This is a genomic window from Nostoc sp. (assembly GCF_036919895.1).
Taxonomy (GTDB): Bacteria; Cyanobacteriota; Cyanobacteriia; order Cyanobacteriales; family Nostocaceae; genus Nostoc.
The window spans coordinates 1-19672 of sequence record NZ_JBALBW010000125.1; the positions used below are offsets into that span (position 1 = coordinate 1).

General features: G+C 38.4%; 23 protein-coding genes and 1 CRISPR repeat array. Of the genes, 11 read left to right on the forward strand and 12 right to left on the reverse strand.

Annotated features, from left to right (window positions below; all coding sequences use genetic code 11):
* Positions 1-105 precede the first annotated feature (105 nt).
* From V7K55_RS24695 to V7K55_RS24740, 10 genes are all read left to right on the forward strand, one after another.
* Positions 106-939 carry a hypothetical protein gene (locus V7K55_RS24695; RefSeq protein WP_334835522.1) on the forward strand — a complete coding sequence of 278 codons (834 nt, stop codon included), beginning with the start codon at positions 106-108 and terminating at the stop codon, positions 937-939.
* A complete protein-coding gene (locus tag V7K55_RS24700) occupies positions 927-2045 on the forward strand; it encodes a type III-B CRISPR module-associated Cmr3 family protein (RefSeq protein WP_334835525.1) in 1119 nt (372 codons plus the stop codon). Before V7K55_RS24695 ends, V7K55_RS24700 begins: the two co-directional genes overlap by 13 nt.
* Before the next feature lie 70 nt (positions 2046-2115).
* Positions 2116-3030: an RAMP superfamily CRISPR-associated protein gene (locus tag V7K55_RS24705; RefSeq protein ID WP_334835527.1), complete on the forward strand. Its 915-nt coding sequence runs from the start codon at positions 2116-2118 to the stop codon at positions 3028-3030.
* 2 nt (positions 3031-3032) lie between these two features.
* Positions 3033-3551, forward strand: a complete 519-nt coding sequence (locus V7K55_RS24710) for a hypothetical protein (RefSeq protein WP_334835529.1) — start codon at positions 3033-3035, stop codon at positions 3549-3551.
* A gap of 17 nt (positions 3552-3568) precedes the next feature.
* Complete coding sequence (locus V7K55_RS24715) at positions 3569-5329, forward strand: RAMP superfamily CRISPR-associated protein (protein ID WP_334835531.1); 1761 nt, start codon at positions 3569-3571, stop codon at positions 5327-5329.
* A gap of 97 nt (positions 5330-5426) precedes the next feature.
* Positions 5427-5924, forward strand: coding sequence for a PH domain-containing protein (locus V7K55_RS24720; protein WP_334835532.1), 498 nt, complete (start codon positions 5427-5429; stop codon positions 5922-5924).
* A gap of 41 nt (positions 5925-5965) precedes the next feature.
* Complete coding sequence (locus V7K55_RS24725) at positions 5966-6190, forward strand: hypothetical protein (RefSeq protein WP_334835533.1); 225 nt, start codon at positions 5966-5968, stop codon at positions 6188-6190.
* A 111-nt stretch (positions 6191-6301) separates the two neighbouring features.
* Positions 6302-7444, forward strand: a complete 1143-nt coding sequence (locus V7K55_RS24730; RefSeq protein WP_334835535.1) for a CRISPR-associated protein — start codon at positions 6302-6304, stop codon at positions 7442-7444.
* Between the two features lie 326 nt (positions 7445-7770).
* Complete coding sequence (locus tag V7K55_RS24735; RefSeq protein WP_334835537.1) at positions 7771-8025, forward strand: toxin HicA; 255 nt, start codon at positions 7771-7773, stop codon at positions 8023-8025.
* The gene (locus V7K55_RS24740; RefSeq protein WP_334835539.1) at positions 8018-8344 is read left to right on the forward strand and encodes a type II toxin-antitoxin system HicB family antitoxin; all 327 of its coding nucleotides are present in this window, start codon (positions 8018-8020) and stop codon (positions 8342-8344) included. The genes V7K55_RS24735 and V7K55_RS24740 overlap by 8 nt, the downstream gene beginning before the upstream one ends.
* Before the next feature lie 135 nt (positions 8345-8479).
* A CRISPR array of direct repeats spans positions 8480-9444; the repeat unit is 36 nt; unit sequence GTTTCCAACTAATCCGATTTAACCCAATCGGTAGGG.
* 325 nt (positions 9445-9769) lie between these two features.
* Here the strand turns inward: V7K55_RS24740 and V7K55_RS24745 are convergent.
* The 10 genes from V7K55_RS24745 to V7K55_RS24790 all read right to left on the reverse strand — a co-directional run bounded on the left by V7K55_RS24745 (position 9770) and on the right by V7K55_RS24790 (position 16415).
* On the reverse strand, positions 9770-10477 hold the full coding sequence (locus V7K55_RS24745; protein ID WP_334835542.1) for a CRISPR-associated protein: 708 nt from the start codon (positions 10475-10477) through the stop codon (positions 9770-9772).
* Between the two features lie 71 nt (positions 10478-10548).
* Complete coding sequence (locus V7K55_RS24750; protein ID WP_334835544.1) at positions 10549-11121, reverse strand: hypothetical protein; 573 nt, start codon at positions 11119-11121, stop codon at positions 10549-10551.
* A complete protein-coding gene (locus tag V7K55_RS24755) occupies positions 11096-11257 on the reverse strand; it encodes a hypothetical protein (protein WP_334835546.1) in 162 nt (53 codons plus the stop codon). The genes V7K55_RS24750 and V7K55_RS24755 overlap by 26 nt, the downstream gene beginning before the upstream one ends.
* A 181-nt stretch (positions 11258-11438) precedes the next feature.
* Positions 11439-11873, reverse strand: coding sequence for a hypothetical protein (locus V7K55_RS24760; protein WP_334835548.1), 435 nt, complete (start codon positions 11871-11873; stop codon positions 11439-11441).
* Positions 11874-11924: 51 nt separating this feature from the next.
* A complete protein-coding gene (locus V7K55_RS24765) occupies positions 11925-12653 on the reverse strand; it encodes a hypothetical protein (protein ID WP_334835551.1) in 729 nt (242 codons plus the stop codon).
* Between the two features lie 266 nt (positions 12654-12919).
* Complete coding sequence (locus tag V7K55_RS24770; protein WP_334835553.1) at positions 12920-14305, reverse strand: HesA/MoeB/ThiF family protein; 1386 nt, start codon at positions 14303-14305, stop codon at positions 12920-12922.
* A gap of 330 nt (positions 14306-14635) precedes the next feature.
* The gene (locus V7K55_RS24775; protein ID WP_334835555.1) at positions 14636-15121 is read right to left on the reverse strand and encodes a hypothetical protein; all 486 of its coding nucleotides are present in this window, start codon (positions 15119-15121) and stop codon (positions 14636-14638) included.
* A 41-nt stretch (positions 15122-15162) separates the two neighbouring features.
* Entirely contained in the window at positions 15163-15384 is a 222-nt protein-coding gene (locus V7K55_RS24780) for a hypothetical protein (RefSeq protein ID WP_334835557.1), read from the reverse strand.
* 58 nt (positions 15385-15442) lie between these two features.
* Positions 15443-15820 carry a hypothetical protein gene (locus tag V7K55_RS24785; protein ID WP_334835558.1) on the reverse strand — a complete coding sequence of 126 codons (378 nt, stop codon included), beginning with the start codon at positions 15818-15820 and terminating at the stop codon, positions 15443-15445.
* Positions 15821-15863: 43 nt separating this feature from the next.
* Positions 15864-16415, reverse strand: a complete 552-nt coding sequence (locus tag V7K55_RS24790) for a LabA-like NYN domain-containing protein (protein ID WP_334835561.1) — start codon at positions 16413-16415, stop codon at positions 15864-15866.
* A 404-nt stretch (positions 16416-16819) separates the two neighbouring features.
* On the opposite strand from V7K55_RS24790, the gene V7K55_RS24795 reads away from it, so the two are divergent.
* Positions 16820-17788: a LabA-like NYN domain-containing protein gene (locus V7K55_RS24795; protein WP_334835563.1), complete on the forward strand. Its 969-nt coding sequence runs from the start codon at positions 16820-16822 to the stop codon at positions 17786-17788.
* A 470-nt stretch (positions 17789-18258) separates the two neighbouring features.
* Here V7K55_RS24795 and cas2 read toward each other — a convergent pair whose 3' ends face one another.
* Positions 18259-18534 (reverse strand): CRISPR-associated endonuclease Cas2, encoded by a 276-nt coding sequence (gene cas2 / locus V7K55_RS24800; protein WP_334835565.1) that lies wholly within the window; start codon positions 18532-18534, stop codon positions 18259-18261.
* A complete protein-coding gene (cas1, locus tag V7K55_RS24805) occupies positions 18535-19662 on the reverse strand; it encodes a CRISPR-associated endonuclease Cas1 (protein ID WP_334835568.1) in 1128 nt (375 codons plus the stop codon). It abuts the gene before it with no gap.
* Between the last annotated feature and the right edge of the window lie 10 nt (positions 19663-19672).

The window sequence follows — 19672 nt, forward strand, 5'->3', positions numbered from 1 at the left end:
ATAATTTCGATTTCAGACACGATAATAGATGCTTGAAGTATAACTGGCGCTGCATCTTACCATATCGCGTCTACATTTAGAATGAAATAGCCCTGAAGCAATGCTGTGGTAAAACAGTCACCCAAGTTGGTAAAAGAAATAACTGATTTCCGAAAAGAATTCGATGAAAAAGGTTTACAGAAAGACGTAAAAATCTCTTGGAAACTTAGACATGAATTCGTTCAAATTATCAAAGTAAATTATGCAGATGATCCAAGCTTACAAGATGCAGTAGAAGAAGCAGGTCTAAATCAAATAGAAGCCGAAAACTTATTTAGGGAACCTGTACTTAAGGCTCAAGAATGTCTTGATTGGTTTTATAACTTCAATTCTGTAAATGATAACGCCTTATGGAAAAAACATAAAATACCAATTGGCGTTAGTGTTGGATTTGTCTGGGCTGCACCGGGTGTTCCCCAGCGAGATATACTACAAAATTGCCGAGAAACCGAGAAAAATGCCAAAAATCAAGGACGCGATCGCTTGGCTATTCGCATATTGTTTAATGGTGGTAATTATTTAGACTGGGTGTGTCCTTGGTGGTGTTTGCAGGAAGTGTTGGAAGGATATTGCGATCGCAACGAACAAACAGGCGAAAAAGCCAACTGGGGACATATCCATGCAGATGTAGCGTTACTAGAATCTCGTCACGCTTTTAAAGGTGAACAAACTGATATAGCTTTAGCCTTATTTGGGATTTATTTCACTGCTAAAAAGGAATGCCTCAATCTTAAAAATGAAAAAATACTTTGGAATCAACATGAGCAAGATGATCCAAATAAAAAAATCATCTCGTATGGCATATTAGGTAATAAAAAAGACTGTAAAGATGTCAATAAAGCCTTGAATAACTGGATTATTAATCTTGCAAAAATAGGATTTCAATTATGTCAGCAGTAGAAATAGCGGATGGAAGTTCTAGCAGTAATTCAACAACAGAATCACTTCTTAAATATTTAGTTATAATTGAACCATTAGGTTTTTTATATGGCAGTGCTGGTAGATTTTTATCACCAGACAACTTAGTAGGACGCTCCGGGACAAGTTTTCCTCCTAGTACAGCCAGCTTATCTGGTTTATTTGCTGCCACATATACCCAAGAAGAACCAGACACAGAAAAACTCAAAGCTAGAATAAAACTTTTACACTTTGCTGGCCCTTTTTGGGCAAAAAGTGATTCTCCGCAAAACTTTTATGTTCCCACACCTTTTAATTGTTTAGTTGATAAAGGAGCCGAAAACATTACATATCAGTTAAGTTGGAATGGCGAGAAATGGCAGAATAAAACAGGGCAATCACCATCAGGTAAATTTGAAAGTGGTAGTTGGATAGCTATTAAAGACTGGGATGAAAAAACATGGATAGGTAAAAAAGTATGGCTTGAGAAAAAAAACGATCGCCTCGTACCTTGGAAATCAATTCCCCATTTGCACCCCCAACTGAGAGAAGACGAACGGCGCGTCAAGATAGAAAAACTAGAAGACGGAAGCGAAAGAGGCAGTTTATTTTTAGAAAACGGCGTACAACTAGACCCCGACTACTGCTTAGTTTATCTCTGCAATGACAAAGTTAACGATGGTTGGTATCGCTTTGGAGGTGAAGGACACATGGTAGATGTGCGATGTCTGCCATTAGATGAATATCTCCAACAACTTCTGACACAGGCTGTAGGCAAGAGTTTTGCCTTAATTACCCCAGCAATTTGGGGGTCAAATCGCCTATCAACTCGTTATCCTGCGGTGTGGGATTGCGATCGCTATTTAGAAACTCTCCTTACTGAACGCCCTCATCCTTTCCGCTATCGACTGGGCGGTGAGGGAAAAACCAAAAGACTGTCACGGGGACGATATGCGACTCCGGCGGGAACTGTTTATGTGATGAAAACCCCTCTCAACGCTTGGCAAGAATGGCCTGATGAATGGTTTCCCAAAGAAGGCCCATTTTTGAAACGCTGGGGATGTGGTTTAGCCTTACCTTTACCAAGTGCAATGGTACGCCCCAAATGAGGCGATCGCTTAACAGTTATCAGTTTACTGGTTGAAATCTGCGTGAAATTTATCAATACATGGAGCAATAATGTATAAAAAAGCCTACGGCATTATCGAAACCTTAGCCCCCCTGCACGTCGGTGCGAGTGCAGGAGAAGAAACCGGGAATTTGAATTTAATCTTCCGTGACCAATTTACTCAAACTGGGATTATCCCCGGTAGTTCAATTCGGGGTAGGTTTCGGGCAGATATGCGAGAGTATAACCCTCAAAAAGTTGATTTTTGGTATGGACGTGAAGCAGGCGATCGCGATGAAAAAAAACAGCCAATTTCGACGACAGAAGCACTCGTTAAATTTGAATATGCTTCAGTTGTCTGGCTGCCTGTCTATTGCCCAAATCAACCTGTGGTTATGGTTTCTTGTCCACTGCTCCTCAAAAGATATCATCGTATTACCGGGGGAAAAGATGGCTTCAATATTCAGCCATATATGCACAGTGGAGTTAACGCCCAAAAATTATTTTTTAATTTGGGTTTTATTAACTTAGGAGAAAAAGCCGATAGCCAATTAACCTACTATAAAAAATGTGCCGGAACATTCGCTCAAAAATATGGATTTGTTGTGGTCAATGATGCCGATATGTCTCTGATTCATGATATGTCATTATACCGTCAGAGTCGAGTGAAACTAAAGGAAGATGAGAAAATAGTGGATGATAAAGCTTTTTTCAACGTCGAGGCATTACCAGAAAAGACTATTTTAGTGTTTCCTCTTGCTCTACGCCGTCATTACGAAGAGCAAGATCCAAATGATGAGAAGAAAAAAATCAAAAAAGATGTCAAATGGGATGATTATACTCAAGACTCTGGCTGGCCAATTGCTAAAACTAATCCCACTTCACACAATCACGATATTAACGCAAAAGAGTTTTATTTTGGTGGATTAGAATCGATAGGATTTGGACGAACAGAAGTGAATTTACACAATTCAACAGAGGCATAATTATGACTGAAAATACACCAAAACGACCTAATGTTCCCAGCAATGTTCCAACTCAACAAACAGAAATCTTTGCTCCAGAACCGCTAGGAATCGGATTTCATGCTTACTCACTCGATCGTCATGCCTACGATTTAGTATTGAGATATTGTCAAGATTCGCAAGTAATAAATGAATCTCATAAAATGCGAATTGCCGTAGCTTATGGACTAGAAAGATTTTGGGGAGAACATTTACGGGATGATAGAAACAGTGCCATAGATCGAAACAAAAGAATTTATTGGTGTGATGTCTGGAAAGAATTAGCAAAGATTATGTTGAATGCGGGAATTGAGTTACCCGATCGCGATTGTACTATTTCAGGTAATAACGTTGCGGGAGTTAGAGAAGTGACAACTAAATTATGTCAAATGTCCTTAGCTGATACTCGCGCCACTTTAGCAGTATTAACTCAATTGTGCGATTCTTTAGTGTGGTGGACTCAACGACTCAAGCAACGCGATCGCTCCAGAAATGAAAAATAATCAGTGGGTAATAAATTATGAGTTTAAAAGATGCTTTTGCTAAGGCATATCAACAAAAAGGAATAACTGTGAAAATATCTGAAGCTGAGGATCGATCAAGAGAGTTTCAGCCACGAAGTGACGTTACTCCAGAAGAAATTCGGATGATGTATCGGGCGCAAATTAAAGAACGTTGTAGTCTACAAAACGCAGGAAAAAATCCACATCTCATCAGATGGGTAGATGAGTGGGTACAGCCTAGCTCCGATCTCAGTCCTACTTATCAAAAGTTACAACCATCTCTTGGCTTAGATGGTAATATGTACCGCTTTTTATTAAAACTACCGGGACGATTGAGTAGTAATAGTGGTCAAGATAGTATTATTCGTCCAGTCATCGATAGTGAAGGTATTCCTATGATTCCTGGTAGTGGAATTAAGGGTTTATTTCAACACTGGCTACGACGAAATAAATTAACACCAACAGAACTCGAAATAGCAAAAAAACTAAGATTTCATCGGGCATATCCACTTGATGATTGGACAGCAGGAGGACGGATAGTAGATGTTATTCATCCCCAACAAGACCGCCAAGTAGGAATTAAAATAACTTCTCCCCATGCTTATGCAGCAATTACTCTTTATCAACCCAAACTAGTATTTGAGTTAAGTTGCCGTCAACAGCTAATACTCGAACAATGGCAACGGGTAGAGGAATGGATGAAGTCAGCATTGGTAGCAGGAATTGGGGGGAAAACAAGTACGGGATACGGTTTAATTGGGCAGCCGCCACGCCCACAGCAAGAATACAACCTGATTATTCCACTATTGGGTACGGGAGTTAGTTCTTTATTGAGAACTGATGTTCCAGAATTTAGACCCAATCAGTTTAAAGCATCTATACGGGGTCATGTCACCCGATTGCTAAGTGGAGTGTGCAGCGATCGCAGTTTTATTGACAAGCAACTAAACTATTTGTTTGGTCACGATCGTGCTACGGGGAAGTCAGATATGTACTGGCAAACCCAGGCATTTCTCGGTAAGAATCAAACACAAGGACATGAAAAAACACCTATTTTTAAGATGCAAGGCAAGTTATTAGTTTCTCTACCTCAACGTGAGGCTAATTGGTTGCGCTCGGTATTCCGATTTGCTTATATTATGGGCGGGTTTGGCAAATCTTGGCGGCGAGTTTGGCACAAGTGCGATCTTCGTGATTGGCATCCTGGGTTTATGCCTAGTTATCAAACTAGAGCGATCGGTTGTCATTGGGAATGTAGCGATCTAAATTTTGTGGGAATTAAAAGTAAGCAAGATTTAGAAGCTTTTTTATCAAAGTTGTATCGAGACACTCAGCAATTTCCATTTCAATTAAATTCTAAGCAACCAAATAACCGTCAAGAGTCGCCAGATTATATGAATACTTGGCGGGAAACATGGCATCCTAACAATGTTACTGTTTATGCTTTAGAAACAGATACATCACAGGCGATAAATCTTTTTCATGGAAAAGAAATTTTTAAATATACCCCTGCTATTGGTGGGCGCGGGATCAAGATTGAAGACGGTAAAGAAAAAAGAGATAATCGTCCTACATCTGTGAGTTCTGTATGGCATCGCATGTTACCTATTGAGGGAAATAAATATTTAGAAATTGTCACGGTGTTTCATGGCGATCGCACACCCAACTCACCTTGGCGACATAAAACTGAAGGAGACCAACTTAAACCTTTCATTGAAAGATTAGAGAAAGCACAATTAGCTTTAACTTGGGGGACAAGACCTACATTTAATCGTTAAGAATACTTTCTACTTTGGAATCCTCGCTTTCCACTGCTATGTCATACTCCAATTGCAATCAGAAAAGGCAACTACATAGCAATTCGGAGTATAGACAATGAAGAACGTTTACAAAGGAAGGATGATTTCGCCAGCAGCAGAGTCAGGAATTTTAAACTTTCATCCTTCTCTATTCAAAATTGTTGTTGAAAGGTTTCTCTGGAATCTGCTGTTAATTATTTTTGGTTGGACAATTTTACCTTTGCCATATTTATATTGGAAATTCCTCCAAATTCGCTCCACCAACTATACTTTAACTACTCAAAGGCTGATTACTAAAACTGGTATTTTTTGGAAGGAAGTAAATTTCATTGAACTGTATAGAATAGTAGATATTAAGGTAGAAAGAGGTTTTTTATACCAACTTTTAGATTTTGGTAGAACCTGCTTAGGTAAGAAACCGCTTTTGTTAGGAGATATTCGGATATTTTCGAGCGATTATTCTCATCCAAAGCTTTTTCTATTGACTATTCCTAACGCTCTCGGAGTTGCTGAAAAGATTAGAAAAGCCTTTAATGATGATAAAGATATGAAACGAGTGATGCGTCGAGATTAATCTATCAAAGTATTTGGTTGTTGTTTGGAAGGAAGAAAATTATGGCAAGTGATACATCTTTCGGGTTTAATTTTAATTCAAGTAATGAATCTACCACTGAAGAAAGCTTACAGAGGATTGAGGAGCAATGCGATCGCCAAACCGAAAATTACCTTTGGGGTGCATATAAAGTTGAAGAAGTGGACTGTCCAGAACCAGATATAAGTGATGAAGAATTAGATACGGATGATGATTTTGATGATGAGGATGATTTCGATGACGATTGATTGCTGATAATTCTGGCAAAGGTATCGCCTCAACCCAGGTGATATCTTTGATGAGCGTGGCGCAACTAAAGATAATATATTTATTATCTTCACCCCGCTTTCTAAATTATCATGCGTAAAGTTATTATTTCTACCATTGGTACTAGCTTACTCACCAATCAAATCAACCGAGCTAATCTTGACGAAAAAGATTGGTATTCGCGCTTGCGGGATACTGCAAATCTGAATGAAGATAAAACACCAGAGGATGTTAAGCAGATTATTACAATCCTCAAACAAAGATCCGACGAACAACTTTTAGGTGCTAAAACTTCCCAGATTCGTCGTGCTAGTGCAGAGTTGAATGGAATTTATGGCATTTATCAAGATAATTTAAGTCAGGGAAAAGAAGATATTCATTTTCTCGTTGCTACCGATACATCTCAAGGTAAAACTACTGCTAAAATTGTTGAAGATTTTCTCAGAAAACAAGGATTAAATAATACTAGTACTTTTGCTCCTAGTGGGCTTTCTACTGCTAGCACTGAAGCTTTTTCTCTGGGAATTGATGCGTTAATTGTTTGGTTAGAAGATACGATACCACAATTGAAACGGGAACAATACAAAATTTATTTTAATTTGGTGGGTAGTTTCAAGAGTTTACAAGGTTATCTCAATACTATTGGGATGTTTTATGCTGATGAAATAATTTATATCTTTGAAGGTGAAAAGTCTGATTTAATTACGATTCCACGCTTACCTATAGCTGTAGATGTTTCTTTAATTAAACCTTATACACATCAACTAGCGTTATTGGATGCTGATGCTGGACTTTCTGCAAGTGAAACAGTCGGAATTCCCGAAGCTATGCTTGCAGAAGTTGACGAGCAAATGATACTTTCGACTTGGGGACAGTTAATCTGGAATCAGTGTAAAGATGATTTGCTTTCAGAAGATTTACTTTCTTTCTTCAATTTAGAATATCAAGATTCCTTTGAAGCTGACTACAAAAAGGTAAAGGAGAAGCAACCAAGGGTAAAGTTACAAGAGACTTTAGCTAAAGTCTCTTGTCTCTTAAAAGATTCTGGTGGTGATACTGCTATTCTCAAAAAACATGGAGGATTGCAGTATGACAAGTATACTAATATGGGAAATGTTGACCACTTTCGCGTGACTCAAGGAGTGCGGGTTAGCTGTCGTTCTTCTCAAGGAAAATTAATTCTCTATCGCTATGGTAAAGAGGAAGAAGTTAATAAAAATCCTGTGAGTAAGTAAAAAAAAATACTCAGCACTTATGTACTTGGAACAAGCCCCGCCCCTTGTGGGTGTAATCTTCTTACTGAGAAAACGTTGATACCCCACTCTTTGTGAGTGGTCTTTTAACTCAGTACTACTTTTAATTCAGTACTATAAGCGGAGTAAGTCAGCACTCTTTATACATGATTTGCCGGAATTGTTTGACCTAAAACTTTTAAGATTTTGACAATGGTTGCTTGACATAGTATGAATATTGATACTATTATTAGTTTAAAGTTAATACTAAGTCGTAGTCATTTTGTAGAAACATTCTACTTGTTGATTAAAACTTAGTATAAAAACTTATGGCACAAATCGAAAAAATCCTTGCTCAGATAAAGAACAATCCTAAGAATGTTAACTTTACCGATTTAATGAAGGTCTGCAATCATTACTTTGGAGAACCTAGACAGCAAGGAACAAGCCATTGTATCTATAAAACGCCTTGGGCTGAAAATCCACGCGTCAACATTCAAGAAAAGAATGGAAAAGCAAAGGTTTATCAAGTCAGGCAGGTTTTAGACGCTATTGAAAAAATGGAGGATATACAAGATGGTTAACCACGAACACTATACTTATAAAGTTACTTGGTCAGAAGAAGATCAAGAATTTGTAGGGCTATGTGCTGAGTTCTCTAGCCTGTCTTTTCTTCATGAAAATCGTCCTGCTGCACTTGAAGGGATTACAAACCTAGTACAAGATGTGGTGATTGATATGGAAGCGAATAATGAAAGGATTCCAGAACCAATTGCCGAAAAAAACTACAGTGGTAAATTTCAAGTTCGCATTCCTCCAGAGCATCACCGTAGATTAGCTATAGAAGCAGCAGAGCAAAATGTTAGCTTAAATCGCTATGTAAGCCTTAAACTTGCTTGTTAAACACAATACACTCTGTCTGTTTCAACCCAATGCTTCACAAAATCCTTGTCCTAGAAGCCATTTAAAGGCACTTAGGCAGGGATTTAAAGTATTGATAAGTTTTCTAGCTTTTATAGACAAGTATTTCTAAGTATAGACTCCAACTAATCCGATTTAACCCAATCGGTAGGGAAATAATTTCAGAGAAAGATTCCGACGTTACGAAGGCGTTTCCAACTAATCCGATTTAACCCAATCGGTAGGGTTTTGTTCGCTTATCTTTAACCGGACAAAGCGAATGTTTCCAACTAATCCGATTTAACCCAATCGGTAGGGTTTTAGTTTTCCTTTTCGTTCAACCTAGATTATAACGTTTCCAACTAATCCGATTTAACCCAATCGGTAGGGTCCACCCAAGCCACCACGAAGGGTAGTTCGACTCAACAAGCGTTTCCAACTAATCCGATTTAACCCAATCGGTAGGGGGTAGGAGGCTATGAAGAAGTCAGCAATCATGAATGGTTTCCAACTAATCCGATTTAACCCAATCGGTAGGGACAGAGGAGAGAAATTCTTTCCCATGAGACTCTGTCGTTTCCAACTAATCCGATTTAACCCAATCGGTAGGGTGCGAAACTGAGCTTGGCTATGGGGGAATTGTTAAGTTTCCAACTAATCCGATTTAACCCAATCGGTAGGGTCCAATCAGGAGTTAATATGAATCGTTCTCAAGTTTCCAACTAATCCGATTTAACCCAATCGGTAGGGCTGACGGAGGGGATATGCCAATGCCGACTTCTTGTTTCCAACTAATCCGATTTAACCCAATCGGTAGGGTTGTCTGAATCTGGTTTTGAAACTGTTAAAAGTTTCCAACTAATCCGATTTAACCCAATCGGTAGGGAATTCTATTGCAAAAGCTCTTCTTGGTGCTGCTTTTGTTTCCAACTAATCCGATTTAACCCAATCGGTAGGGCTAAAAACCATAGGATCACAGCGGCTTCAAAAAGTTTCCAACTAATCCGATTTAACCCAATCGGTAGGGCAAGCTCTGTCTCAAGTAGCCTCAATGCTACCTCTCGATTGTTTCCAACTAATCCGATTTAACCCAATCGGTAGGGAGTTCGTCTAGGAGCCTTTACCCAGTAAAGGTTTCAGCCGCCAAATCGACGCATCTCTAAAAAGATTGTACATCCTTAGTAAAAATTGAGCAAACCACATACCTCAAACCCTCTCCCTGTAAGCAATCGACGCATCTCAACGAAAAATATAGGGTTTGGGCGATTTGCCGAGATGCGTCGATGAAGCTGATACAAAACTCTTACAAATTGTCTCAAACCTAGATATAACAATACTTTTACTGAAATTAAGTAAAATATTTAGCAATAACGCTCGCCTGAGAACTTAAACCAAAAGTATAAACATTGACATGGATAAAAAGTTTACTTAGTTTGTCCCTCTACGAAACTGCTGCTTGAGAGTAATTTCAATGGGGTTGAGAGAATAACCACTAGGTTGTCCATCAAAAGATTCTGCTGGCGTATATTGTAAGGGACTTTGTACAGACAACGAAGCAAGTACCATTCCTACACTACCTTGGGCAGTCATGCCAGTAAAATCAGCGATCGCATCTTCTATTATCCATCCTGGAGGGAGGTAGTTATAGATTTTTTTCACTTCTTGATAGAATTCTAGAGGATCGTAGATATCGTTGACAATAATTGGTTCGGCGATTTTTAACTTAGGAAAATCCTGCTTTAACTTTTTAGCTAAATTAAGAGACTGAGAAGAACAAATTAACCAACAATATTCTAGTTCTGGCAGATGATATTCTATTGCTTTCTTACAAGGTTCATCCCGACTGACTAACAATATTAGTCCTTTGTGTTGCTTGGGCGGCAATTTACCTAAATCGATTTCAGGCGATCGCATTTTGCTTAACGACTTAGCCAAAAACCAGACTGAAAACATAAAAATCAATACAGAACCGAAAGCAATTCCCACAGCAGCAGTTGTGGTAGTGCCAAAAACATTAAACAATATTTGGGTGAGAGCATTCCCCAAGACAGATAAAAAAATCGTGCCGATAAGAAAAGGAACAAGGGTTTCCGGGTTAAAAAATATCTTAGCAGCTTGAAAAAAGTAGTTTTTCATAGGTATTGGGTATTGGATGTTGGCGATTGGCGATTGGGCAGGAGGCATTGGGAAGAATTGAAAAGTTACTCTTACCTCTTTCCCCTCTCCTCCTCGGCTCCCCTCCCCCTCTGCCCCTCCGCTCCCCAGCCGCGCTCTTCTTGCCAGATGCGAAAGGCAGCTTGATAGTTAGCACGAGCTTGACTAATCCGTTCTTCGCATTGCTGTTTGAGGCTATTATATCTGCCTGTAATTAATTGAACTTCATTATGGCAGATTGCTTCTCGTTTTCTGGTTTCTTGATCTCGATATTTTTGAATTTTATCCTGTACCACATAATCTGGCCCGATTAAGCTGATAGCCAATTCAGGCGGTTTGTCCGTTTTAATTTCTTGTACCTCTTCTTGCAACTGAAGCATTCGCTGATGAATATGCCTTTCTTTTTCTTGTTCTAATTCTTGTTGGCGGGACACAAAAAAATCTATCTCAATTTGAGAATCAACCATGCTAAAGTTCTTCAGAGGATTATAAGGGTCATTTTCGGAAATCCACTTGAGACGAGCATCAATAATCTGTTCTTTGTAGTCTCGTTCATTAGGAATTATTTCCAGAGTGAGTACAGATTCTAGGCTAATTTTTTCAGGATGATTCTTGAATTGTTTCATAATATTTTTCTACTAGTTCATCGTAAGCTTCTGGTAGTTCTACCTTTTCGGCATGGTGGTTAGCGATCGCCCAAAGCAAAGCCACAGGAAACAAGCTCACCATTGAAGCAATAAAAACACCAGCCGAGGCAATCATATAAAAGGCAACACCTGCTTCAATAATACTAAGGGATATACTAATAACCAGTGCCTCTTTCTCCGGTTTACTATCATGGATTCCCTCGATTTCATTAAGCCTTTCGCTTTGACTTTAGAGTATATACGTCTTCAGGGGTTTCCTCAAACTGATTAAAATTCTCTTCCAGCATAAAATCTCTTTACTTTTTGTTATCTAAAATGGCTTTTCGAGTATTTTGTGTACTGTTTTTCAGCTTAATTCCTGTTAGCACCTTAGTTGCATTGCTATGGGCATAAAAGCTGGCTAATCCGCCGCCTAACAAACCCGCCGATATTGCCCAAGCTCCTCGTCCTGACTGTTTAGCAAGTAATTGAGGGGCTACAGAAAAAGTCAAAGACCCTGCTAAAATAACAATAAATTGGGTAATCTGTCGGTGATTACGTGATAAACGGCGAGAGCGCACAGCATCATATTTAGCAATTTGCGAATTCGCTAAATTATATTCGGCATATTCTTTAATTGCTGCTATAATATTTGCTCTATCAAAGTCTGGCATTCTGAACAAAATTCTTGGCGAAATTTTCAGCCATCGTTCAAGTCTATCTTTGCGGTTTGGTGGAATTTCTGGTATCATTTCTCTGTTCCTGCAACTACTACAATTATCTTAATACCTACTAGGAAAGGTCTATTTCCGGGCGATTTGGAAGAGCCAATCGAGACAAGCCTGACCGTCAGAGTAGGTACAAATTTGAGTATTTTTAACCGAACTAAGCTGACGGCTTAATTGGTTCTGCAAATCGATATCCGGGCCAATAATCGCTACTGCACCACCTTTGTGGATAATAGCCTCAATCTTTGATTTAATCACACTAAAATCTTGTTGTTGGTGATTGACAAGTTCCGCAGCTTGGATAACGACTACCGCCGCCACAGGCTGAGTATTCCCTTGGCTTTGTTGATGCCCAATCTCTGTTTCTAAACGAGAAAGCGCCTCAACTAACGATGTTCCTGGAACTCGACCAATTCCCGATGGTTGCGTGGTAATATGTTTGCATTGGTTTTGTATGGAAAGGCGATCGCGCTCTTGAAACTCCTGATTGTTCAATATTATCGCCCGATCTGCAAACTTCCCTAAAATTCGGACATCACCCTCCACCAAATGCTCAACATACTGGCGACAAAGCGCCTCTAGGGAAGTTTGGTAAGGTTGGTTTGACAGAGATACATCTACCAAAAATGCACTATTCACCCGATGGGTAAACCTGTCCATAACCACAGGAAGTCCAATCAGCAACGCACCACCAACAGCGCAAAGCCAAGTTAAGGGAGATTTCCACAAAGGTGGTTCTTGCTGCACCTGCTCAAAGGATATAGTAGATCCTTCTTTTGATTCTTTACGCAAAGAATATTTCATAACCATCGTCTCCTAAATTTGGAATCTGTTACCCCAGTAGGCTTTATTTGTATAACCGTAAATCCTATACGCCAAGGCTTAGATTAACTAACAAACTTGAGTATGCCATCCTCTTGGAAAGTAAGATTTCCAATTAAATTTTGAATTGCTTATTACTCCCCAATACGGTTCAGTTAAGCATTTTTTCTCTTCTTTCTGTTTCCTCTGCGGTTCGTTAAAAAAGTTGACTTTGACAAAGATTTTAGCCTTAACTGAACCGTATTGTATTACTCCCTACTCTCCATTGAGCAAAAATAACAATCAGGAGTTTCTAAAGGCTCTATATTTGTTTTGTGCCAAACAGAACCAGGAAACTCATAAATCCAGTCAATCCCTGCATCTAAATTTAGAAACCCACTCACCATCCCGTGAATTATTCCAACACCTGTACTACCACAAATGCTATTTAACCAAAAAACTGCGGGGTCATCAATCCCTTCTAAATAACCTGCACTAGCAGTAATTTGGTTAATTTCAATCGGTGCAGATTCTAAAGCTGCTCTTTGCAAATTAATAATGTTCCCACACATCAAACACCAGCCGCCACCCAAAGGTGGAACAGTAACACGACAGTACATCCGTGGTGTATTATCGGATTTATTGATATCGATATGAGTACCAAGACAGACTAAAGGACGCATATATTCTAATGCTAATTCTTGGGCGACTTGGCGAGAAAGGTGATTATCTGTAGCCACAATAATTAAATCAGAAGCAGCAATTTCTTGTTTAGCTAATTCATGTTCAATTGATGTTGAGATGGCTTTTACACAAGAACCTGCTTGATATATTTTCTTAATTAAGTATTTCACATAATCCACTTTATACCATCGTTGGTCAGCCATTTCTTGTGTAGCTCCAGGCATTCGATTGAGGTTAACTGTTTCTAAACGGTCTGGGTCGATTAATACCCAATTTTTCACACCCAAACGACCTAATAATTCAGCAAAAATTGAACCAATACCACCGCAGCCTATGAGAGTAACTTTGAGTTCATTAAGCTGTTTTTGACAACTATTACCAAATATTTTTTGTCGCACAAACATTGACTCTACATTGTTTTGCAAGTTTGGATTATTCAATAATTCTCTATTTCCCGAAAGCTCTAACCATGATTGATAGCATTTAATGCTCTGATAGCTTTGTCCTTTCCTATCCCAAATCCGAAATTGAGATTGTTGTAACGACTCGTCAAATACTCCAGAAATCAAACGTGGTTTTTTGGGGAAACTTGACGCAATAAATCGAGAGTATTCCGATTCATAACGGTCATCAACACAGGAAAAATCAGGACTCATATCACCAGCATGAGTATGTATATGTACCACATGTAATCCCTTATTTAGGTAATTTTTGAGCAGATACCAGTGAAATTTTTGTGTTAACACTAATCCACTTGCAGATTGACCTTCGTAACAATCAGGTAAAGGAACAACCCAGGCTTTGGGAATATAGCGAATTTTATTTTTTGATATTTGCTGACGTTTGCAGAAAAAGAAACCAATAACTTCTTCATTCATAGTCCGAGACTTGATGATTGATTGGCGAAACTGCTGCCACATTTGTGGGGGTATATGTAGAGAAATTTCTGCTGCTTGTTTCTGAGTTTTCATGCTATTTGTACCCTCAATTAGTGATTGATAGTGATTGATGATTGCTAAATATAGCGGTTCTCAGTTGAGTAGGTACTGAACCCCACCCCCAACCCCCTCCCCGCAAGCGAGGAGGGAACTATGATGTACCTCATGTGATTAGTAAACGCTATAAGTGAGTAAAATTAAATATCAAACCTCACTCTGCGTCTAGCTTCTCTCTCCTGACTAAGGACGCAGGGGAGAGGGATTGAGTTTGAGGTTTTTATCTGATATTTAATTCCACTTAACTACTTAGTTATTAGTTAATAAAGAATAACCAATAACAAATGACAAATGACCAATAACAAATTATTCATCGCTGTTAATTGCGTGACGTGCAGTGATAAATAATGTAGCTAGATTATGTCCTTTATCAACCGGATTAGTGGGTTTCCAAGAATTGAGCCAAACCTCTCGATTAAATCCTCCACCTAGACCAACGCAATACCAATACCATCCTTCATCGCTTAAAAATGGCGCTCCATAGTAACTTTGTCTGGTAAAGTGATGGTCTCCTTCTCCTGTCGTATTCCAAGGGTAGTTAAGATAGCAACCAATGGGCGGAAGTCTGGGATAATCTAGCGGTAACAAAAACAAAAGATCACTATTAGAAACAGTGAATTTTTTGGACGATAACGGCATTCCTTTAACTAAAATAGCTGTATATTTCATATTGCCAATAGTCTTGCTACCAACAATAATATTCTTGGCAACTTTTTCTAAAATGTTGAGTTCTTCTAGCAATCTTGCAGTTGCTTTAAACCCGGATTTTTCTTGATTAATTGTCACTGTCATATTTCACCACCATTAATCCTAATTGGAAACACATCAAAAATCTAAAATTCCAAATCCCAAATTCTAGAGCCTTTAACAATTTTGGGAACAGTCCATACTTTTGAACCTTCTTTGAGTGCTTCTGTATTTTTTAGAGGTCGAGTTCCACCAAAACCTTCTTCCATCACGTCATCATTACCAATTTCTGGTAATCTCTTTCTCAAATCTTCGACTGTGACACCTTCTGGTAAATCAGTCAGTTTTCCATTGATAATCGCTCTCATGACATCTCCTCGGTTTATTTACAATCAATTAGTGGCAATTAGTGGGTGAATTTATCAGTCAATTTGAGTGATGGTGTAGTTGGATAGACTCTGTATATTTCTTAGGTTTAGTTTCGTGATGTGCAGGTTGATTATTCATCCCAAACCAGAACCATAAGCCGACTAATCCAATAGCAACGCTAATCTTGAGATACAAGAAGTTTTTAGCTTGATTCGCTACATTCTGCTCCAACAGATTCAATTTTTTATCTAACTTTTGCAGGTAGACTTTTACAGTATTTACTTCCTGCAAATATTTCGTATCTTTTTGTTGATTAATAGCTGTGAACTGCGATTCTAAATTTTGGCAACGTTTAATGATCCCTTCCATTTCCTGCTGGATTGCGTCTATTTGACCTTGTTCTTTCGTGATTAACTTTCCATTAACTGTCTGCATGATTTTCTGATTGATTGAATTTGGATAAATGATTAATAACTACTTAATAAAAAACATTCGAGTTCCCAATTCTGTGAAGATTTTGATTTCCATTTTGAGCGTTAAATTTATCAAATACTTCAATCAAATCAACAACACTATTTGCAGAATTTTTTAACTCACTACCTAAAGATTGTTCTACAGAAGCAACTTCAACTCGTATCCCCCGTCTTCTGAGTTTTTCTGCTAAATAAGCAAAATCTGAATCTCCTGTTACTAAAACAACAATGTCTGGTTTAACTTCTAAAGCTAATTGGATTGCATCCATAGCCATGACAACATCTATATTGGTTTCGTAATCGTCTCCTTTCGCTTTACCTTCTTTTGAAACAACTAAAAACCCGTTACTTCTTGCCCAATAAACAAACTTTTCTTTAGTTTTTCGCTGTTCTTCAAATCGTTCTCTAGCTGGAGGTAAACCGACATAAATCACCATCTCAATTAATTCTCTTCCCTCTTTTGGGTCGGCTAGATAGTCACGGATTTTCGGCCAGTCTATTTTTCTGTTAAAGCTTTGTGCTGCTAAGAAGGTATTGTCACCATCTGCAAGAATCATGACGCGGCGAGTTGTTACCATATATTTCCCTGATTGCTTTTGGGTTTGTGCTTGTATGTCAATTATTAAAACCTATGCTTGGAAAGGGTACTTTCCTCATCTGTTTTGAGATTCTGAATTCAATCAATACTGTTCGGCTAATACCAATTTAATGTGAAGTTGCACATATCTTGATCCCCCTAAATCCCCCTTAAAAAGGGGGACTTTGATAGATGTTTTTCCATTCCCCCCTTATTAAGGGGGGCTAGGGGGGATCGAATTCTATGCAGCTTTATAAAAATTGGTATAAGGCAAGAGACGCGATAAATCGCCGTCTCTACAAAGTTATGACGTGATTGGAATAGTCGATTTCCATGTATTTGATATCTTGATTTTGTGCAAATTTAATACCACAAAATAAATATATGAAGCTAACTCAAGCAATTTCTCTGACAGCAGGTTTCTCTATTGGGTGCATTCTTACTGGTTCGATTATCAAGCAACCTATCCTTAGAAGCCTGGGTGAACTGACTGGATTTAGTGCTATTTCTCTAGGAGTCATAGTCAAACTAAATTCAGTCAATGCTGATAAAGAAAAACAGTTGACTGCTTTTAAGCAAGAGAGTATTTCTCTAAAAACTAAATTTGAAAAGACACAAAATGAGCTAAATAAACTGGGGAAGAGATTTCAGACTCAGGATACTCGTCAACGTCTTCATCTTGCTAACATTCAAAAGTTACAGCATCAACAAAAGGTTGTTTTAGCAACTGTTACTACTTTGGAGCAAAAGTTAGATTTTTATGAAAAGGCTGCTTCTCGAAAACCAGAAAATCTCAAGGTCAACTTGAACAAAAGTTCGGTTCTACCTCTGACACAATCTCAAGAGTCTATGACTCGTGTATATATAGATGGTAATAATTTAAGTTTTGCTGTTGATGGATTGCAAATTGAACTAGATTATGATGCTTTACGGATAGAACTTTCTCAAGATGCTAGCCGGACTAATTTTAAATATTATACTGGTATTCATTCACCTATGAATGATGGACAAAGGCGGTTTATTGATTATTTAAAATATCAGCGTTATGAAGTTATTGGGCTTCCTATCTTAGCGCGACCTGATAGTAAAAGTTTTAAAACTGTCGGTGACGATGTGAAAATAGCTGTTGATATTATTAGCGAAGTTAAAAAAGGAGATGATGTGATTCTTGTCAGTGGAGATGGAGATTTTATTCCAGTTGTTGAAGAGGTTAAGCGTCGCGGTGTGAAGGTTACTGTTGTTGCTAAGAAGAGTATGTTGAGTGAGCAACTTTCTCAAGTAGCTGATGAAGTTATTTATTTGGATGATATTCAATACAAGCTCGCTAGGTATAGGAAATTTGATGCAGCTTAGATAAGCTGTAGCGATGTTATTAAGCAGATAAAAGCCCTCCATTTAGAGGGCTTTTTTTCAGGGGTTTAACTCCAACTAATCCGATTTAACCCAATCGGTAGGGTCGATGAAGACTTAAGTGCAGTGGAAGAAATTTCGTTGCGGGTTTCCAACTAATCCGATTTAACCCAATCGGTAGGGTAAGTTTGGTTACACGCCTTTATATGCAATCTTAGTAGTTTCCAACTAATCCGATTTAACCCAATCGGTAGGGAGTTCGTCTAGGAGCCTTTACCCAGTAAGGGTTTCAGCCACCAAATCGACGCATCTCTAAAAAGATTGTACATCCTAAATAAAAATTGAGCAAACCACATACCTCAAACCCTCTCCCTGTAAGCAATCGACGCATCTCAACGAAAAATATAGGGTTTGGGCGATTCGCCGAGATGCGTCGATGAACTGATACAAAACTCCTACAATTTGCCCCAAACCTAGATTACATAATACTTTGGCGGTGCTTGGGGAGATTCGCCACCAATCGTTAACACTCTATTAACAGCCTCCTGAGAAATCCAGTAGAACCGCACATTATCCTCAGATGCTTTAACCCGCTTCTTAACATCATCATAAAGTTGCTGCATTTCTGACAAACTCAAAAAACATTCAAAAACTGAAAGCTGGATTCTGCGCCCGTAGCCTTCCAAAAAATTGGATAGTTTTGAACGTCTTTTGTCGTCAGGAATATCATACACAACAACAACTAACATTTAAGCAGCTCTTAAAAAAGGTTCATAAGTCACCGAAGATAATAAGCTACGCTTATATCGTCTTACCTGCAACTGAATCGCATGACGATAAGTTACTTGAGATTGCAAATCTGGATGAGATACTTCTTCACTCATTCGAGTTTCAAACTGCTTGAGAAAAACTTTTCGTGCAGATTGACTTAAATACATTCCTCCCGTACTAGGAACTAGATCAAAATCTTGTGGTTTAAATAAATATTTATTCATCACCTTTAAAACCAAACCATCAACAACAGGGGAGCGAAATTCCTCCATCAAATCAAACGCTAAATATGGTTTTTGCCTCTCGCCATAGTGAAAATTAGCCAAATAAGGAGAAAGCCCTTCGGCAATGATAAAACTTAAAACATTGTTAAATAAAAGAGTGTAACCAAAACTTAATAAAGAGTTGACAGCATCGGTTGGTGGTTGACGGAATCTTTGAGAAAAACTAAAAGCAGAATTGGTAATCAACTTGCCAAAAGCCGGAAAATATCTAGCTGCGGCGATTCCTTCATAACCACGCAATGAATCTAAGTTATCGACAAAATCTAGCGAATCAATATCTTGATTGATTCCGAAGATAGCTTTTTCAACTTCTACAAGTTTGCGCTTGCGGTTAAATCGCATTAATAATTGCTTAGAGTTCATCAGCTTCCCTAAAACGATCGCTTTAGATATGCTAAATTGAAAATAATCATCACTCCGCCTTTGCATTTGGATTAATTGATGATCTAAATTGCTAGATTCTTCACTCCATAAATGACCGTGATATTGACCAGATTGACTGAGAAATAGCACAGCAATTTTTTCTTGAAGACAAGCATTAATCACATGGGTTGATAATTGAATATTGCCAAAAACGATAATTTGCTCAACCTCTCGAACGGGAACTTCTATTTTAGGTTTTTCGGAGACATGAATAATAAAGCGCTGATAGTCTTTATATATTGATGTTCCTTGCTCAATTAAATATATCGCTGCCATTTCTCGATTCCAGATGTTTTTTTGAAAAGGTGTAATCTCGTTGTTGTCGTTGTCTGGAGATAATTCTTCAAGTTCTGTTTCTGCAATAAAGGGTTGATGTAGAGACGCGATATTAGATTGCATCTCTGGCATA

What these genes read in the sequence shown, in the direction of transcription:
- V7K55_RS24765 (WP_334835551.1), bottom strand. Translation starts at nt 12,653, where the DNA reads ATGAAATATTCTTTGCGTAAAGAATCAAAAGAAGGATCTACTATATCC.
- V7K55_RS24710 (WP_334835529.1), top strand. Translation starts at nt 3,033, where the DNA reads ATGACTGAAAATACACCAAAACGACCTAATGTTCCCAGCAATGTTCCA.
- V7K55_RS24780 (WP_334835557.1), bottom strand. Translation starts at nt 15,384, where the DNA reads ATGAGAGCGATTATCAATGGAAAACTGACTGATTTACCAGAAGGTGTC.
- cas2 (WP_334835565.1), bottom strand. Translation starts at nt 18,534, where the DNA reads ATGTTAGTTGTTGTTGTGTATGATATTCCTGACGACAAAAGACGTTCA.
- V7K55_RS24755 (WP_334835546.1), bottom strand. Translation starts at nt 11,257, where the DNA reads ATGATTGCCTCGGCTGGTGTTTTTATTGCTTCAATGGTGAGCTTGTTT.
- V7K55_RS24770 (WP_334835553.1), bottom strand. Translation starts at nt 14,305, where the DNA reads ATGAAAACTCAGAAACAAGCAGCAGAAATTTCTCTACATATACCCCCA.
- V7K55_RS24720 (WP_334835532.1), top strand. Translation starts at nt 5,427, where the DNA reads ATGAAGAACGTTTACAAAGGAAGGATGATTTCGCCAGCAGCAGAGTCA.
- V7K55_RS24785 (WP_334835558.1), bottom strand. Translation starts at nt 15,820, where the DNA reads ATGCAGACAGTTAATGGAAAGTTAATCACGAAAGAACAAGGTCAAATA.
- V7K55_RS24735 (WP_334835537.1), top strand. Translation starts at nt 7,771, where the DNA reads ATGGCACAAATCGAAAAAATCCTTGCTCAGATAAAGAACAATCCTAAG.
- V7K55_RS24775 (WP_334835555.1), bottom strand. Translation starts at nt 15,121, where the DNA reads ATGACAGTGACAATTAATCAAGAAAAATCCGGGTTTAAAGCAACTGCA.
- V7K55_RS24790 (WP_334835561.1), bottom strand. Translation starts at nt 16,415, where the DNA reads ATGATTCTTGCAGATGGTGACAATACCTTCTTAGCAGCACAAAGCTTT.
- V7K55_RS24730 (WP_334835535.1), top strand. Translation starts at nt 6,302, where the DNA reads ATGCGTAAAGTTATTATTTCTACCATTGGTACTAGCTTACTCACCAAT.
- V7K55_RS24725 (WP_334835533.1), top strand. Translation starts at nt 5,966, where the DNA reads ATGGCAAGTGATACATCTTTCGGGTTTAATTTTAATTCAAGTAATGAA.
- V7K55_RS24740 (WP_334835539.1), top strand. Translation starts at nt 8,018, where the DNA reads ATGGTTAACCACGAACACTATACTTATAAAGTTACTTGGTCAGAAGAA.
- V7K55_RS24705 (WP_334835527.1), top strand. Translation starts at nt 2,116, where the DNA reads ATGTATAAAAAAGCCTACGGCATTATCGAAACCTTAGCCCCCCTGCAC.
- V7K55_RS24750 (WP_334835544.1), bottom strand. Translation starts at nt 11,121, where the DNA reads ATGAAACAATTCAAGAATCATCCTGAAAAAATTAGCCTAGAATCTGTA.
- V7K55_RS24760 (WP_334835548.1), bottom strand. Translation starts at nt 11,873, where the DNA reads ATGATACCAGAAATTCCACCAAACCGCAAAGATAGACTTGAACGATGG.
- cas1 (WP_334835568.1), bottom strand. Translation starts at nt 19,662, where the DNA reads ATGCAATCTAATATCGCGTCTCTACATCAACCCTTTATTGCAGAAACA.
- V7K55_RS24795 (WP_334835563.1), top strand. Translation starts at nt 16,820, where the DNA reads ATGAAGCTAACTCAAGCAATTTCTCTGACAGCAGGTTTCTCTATTGGG.
- V7K55_RS24715 (WP_334835531.1), top strand. Translation starts at nt 3,569, where the DNA reads ATGAGTTTAAAAGATGCTTTTGCTAAGGCATATCAACAAAAAGGAATA.
- V7K55_RS24745 (WP_334835542.1), bottom strand. Translation starts at nt 10,477, where the DNA reads ATGAAAAACTACTTTTTTCAAGCTGCTAAGATATTTTTTAACCCGGAA.
- V7K55_RS24700 (WP_334835525.1), top strand. Translation starts at nt 927, where the DNA reads ATGTCAGCAGTAGAAATAGCGGATGGAAGTTCTAGCAGTAATTCAACA.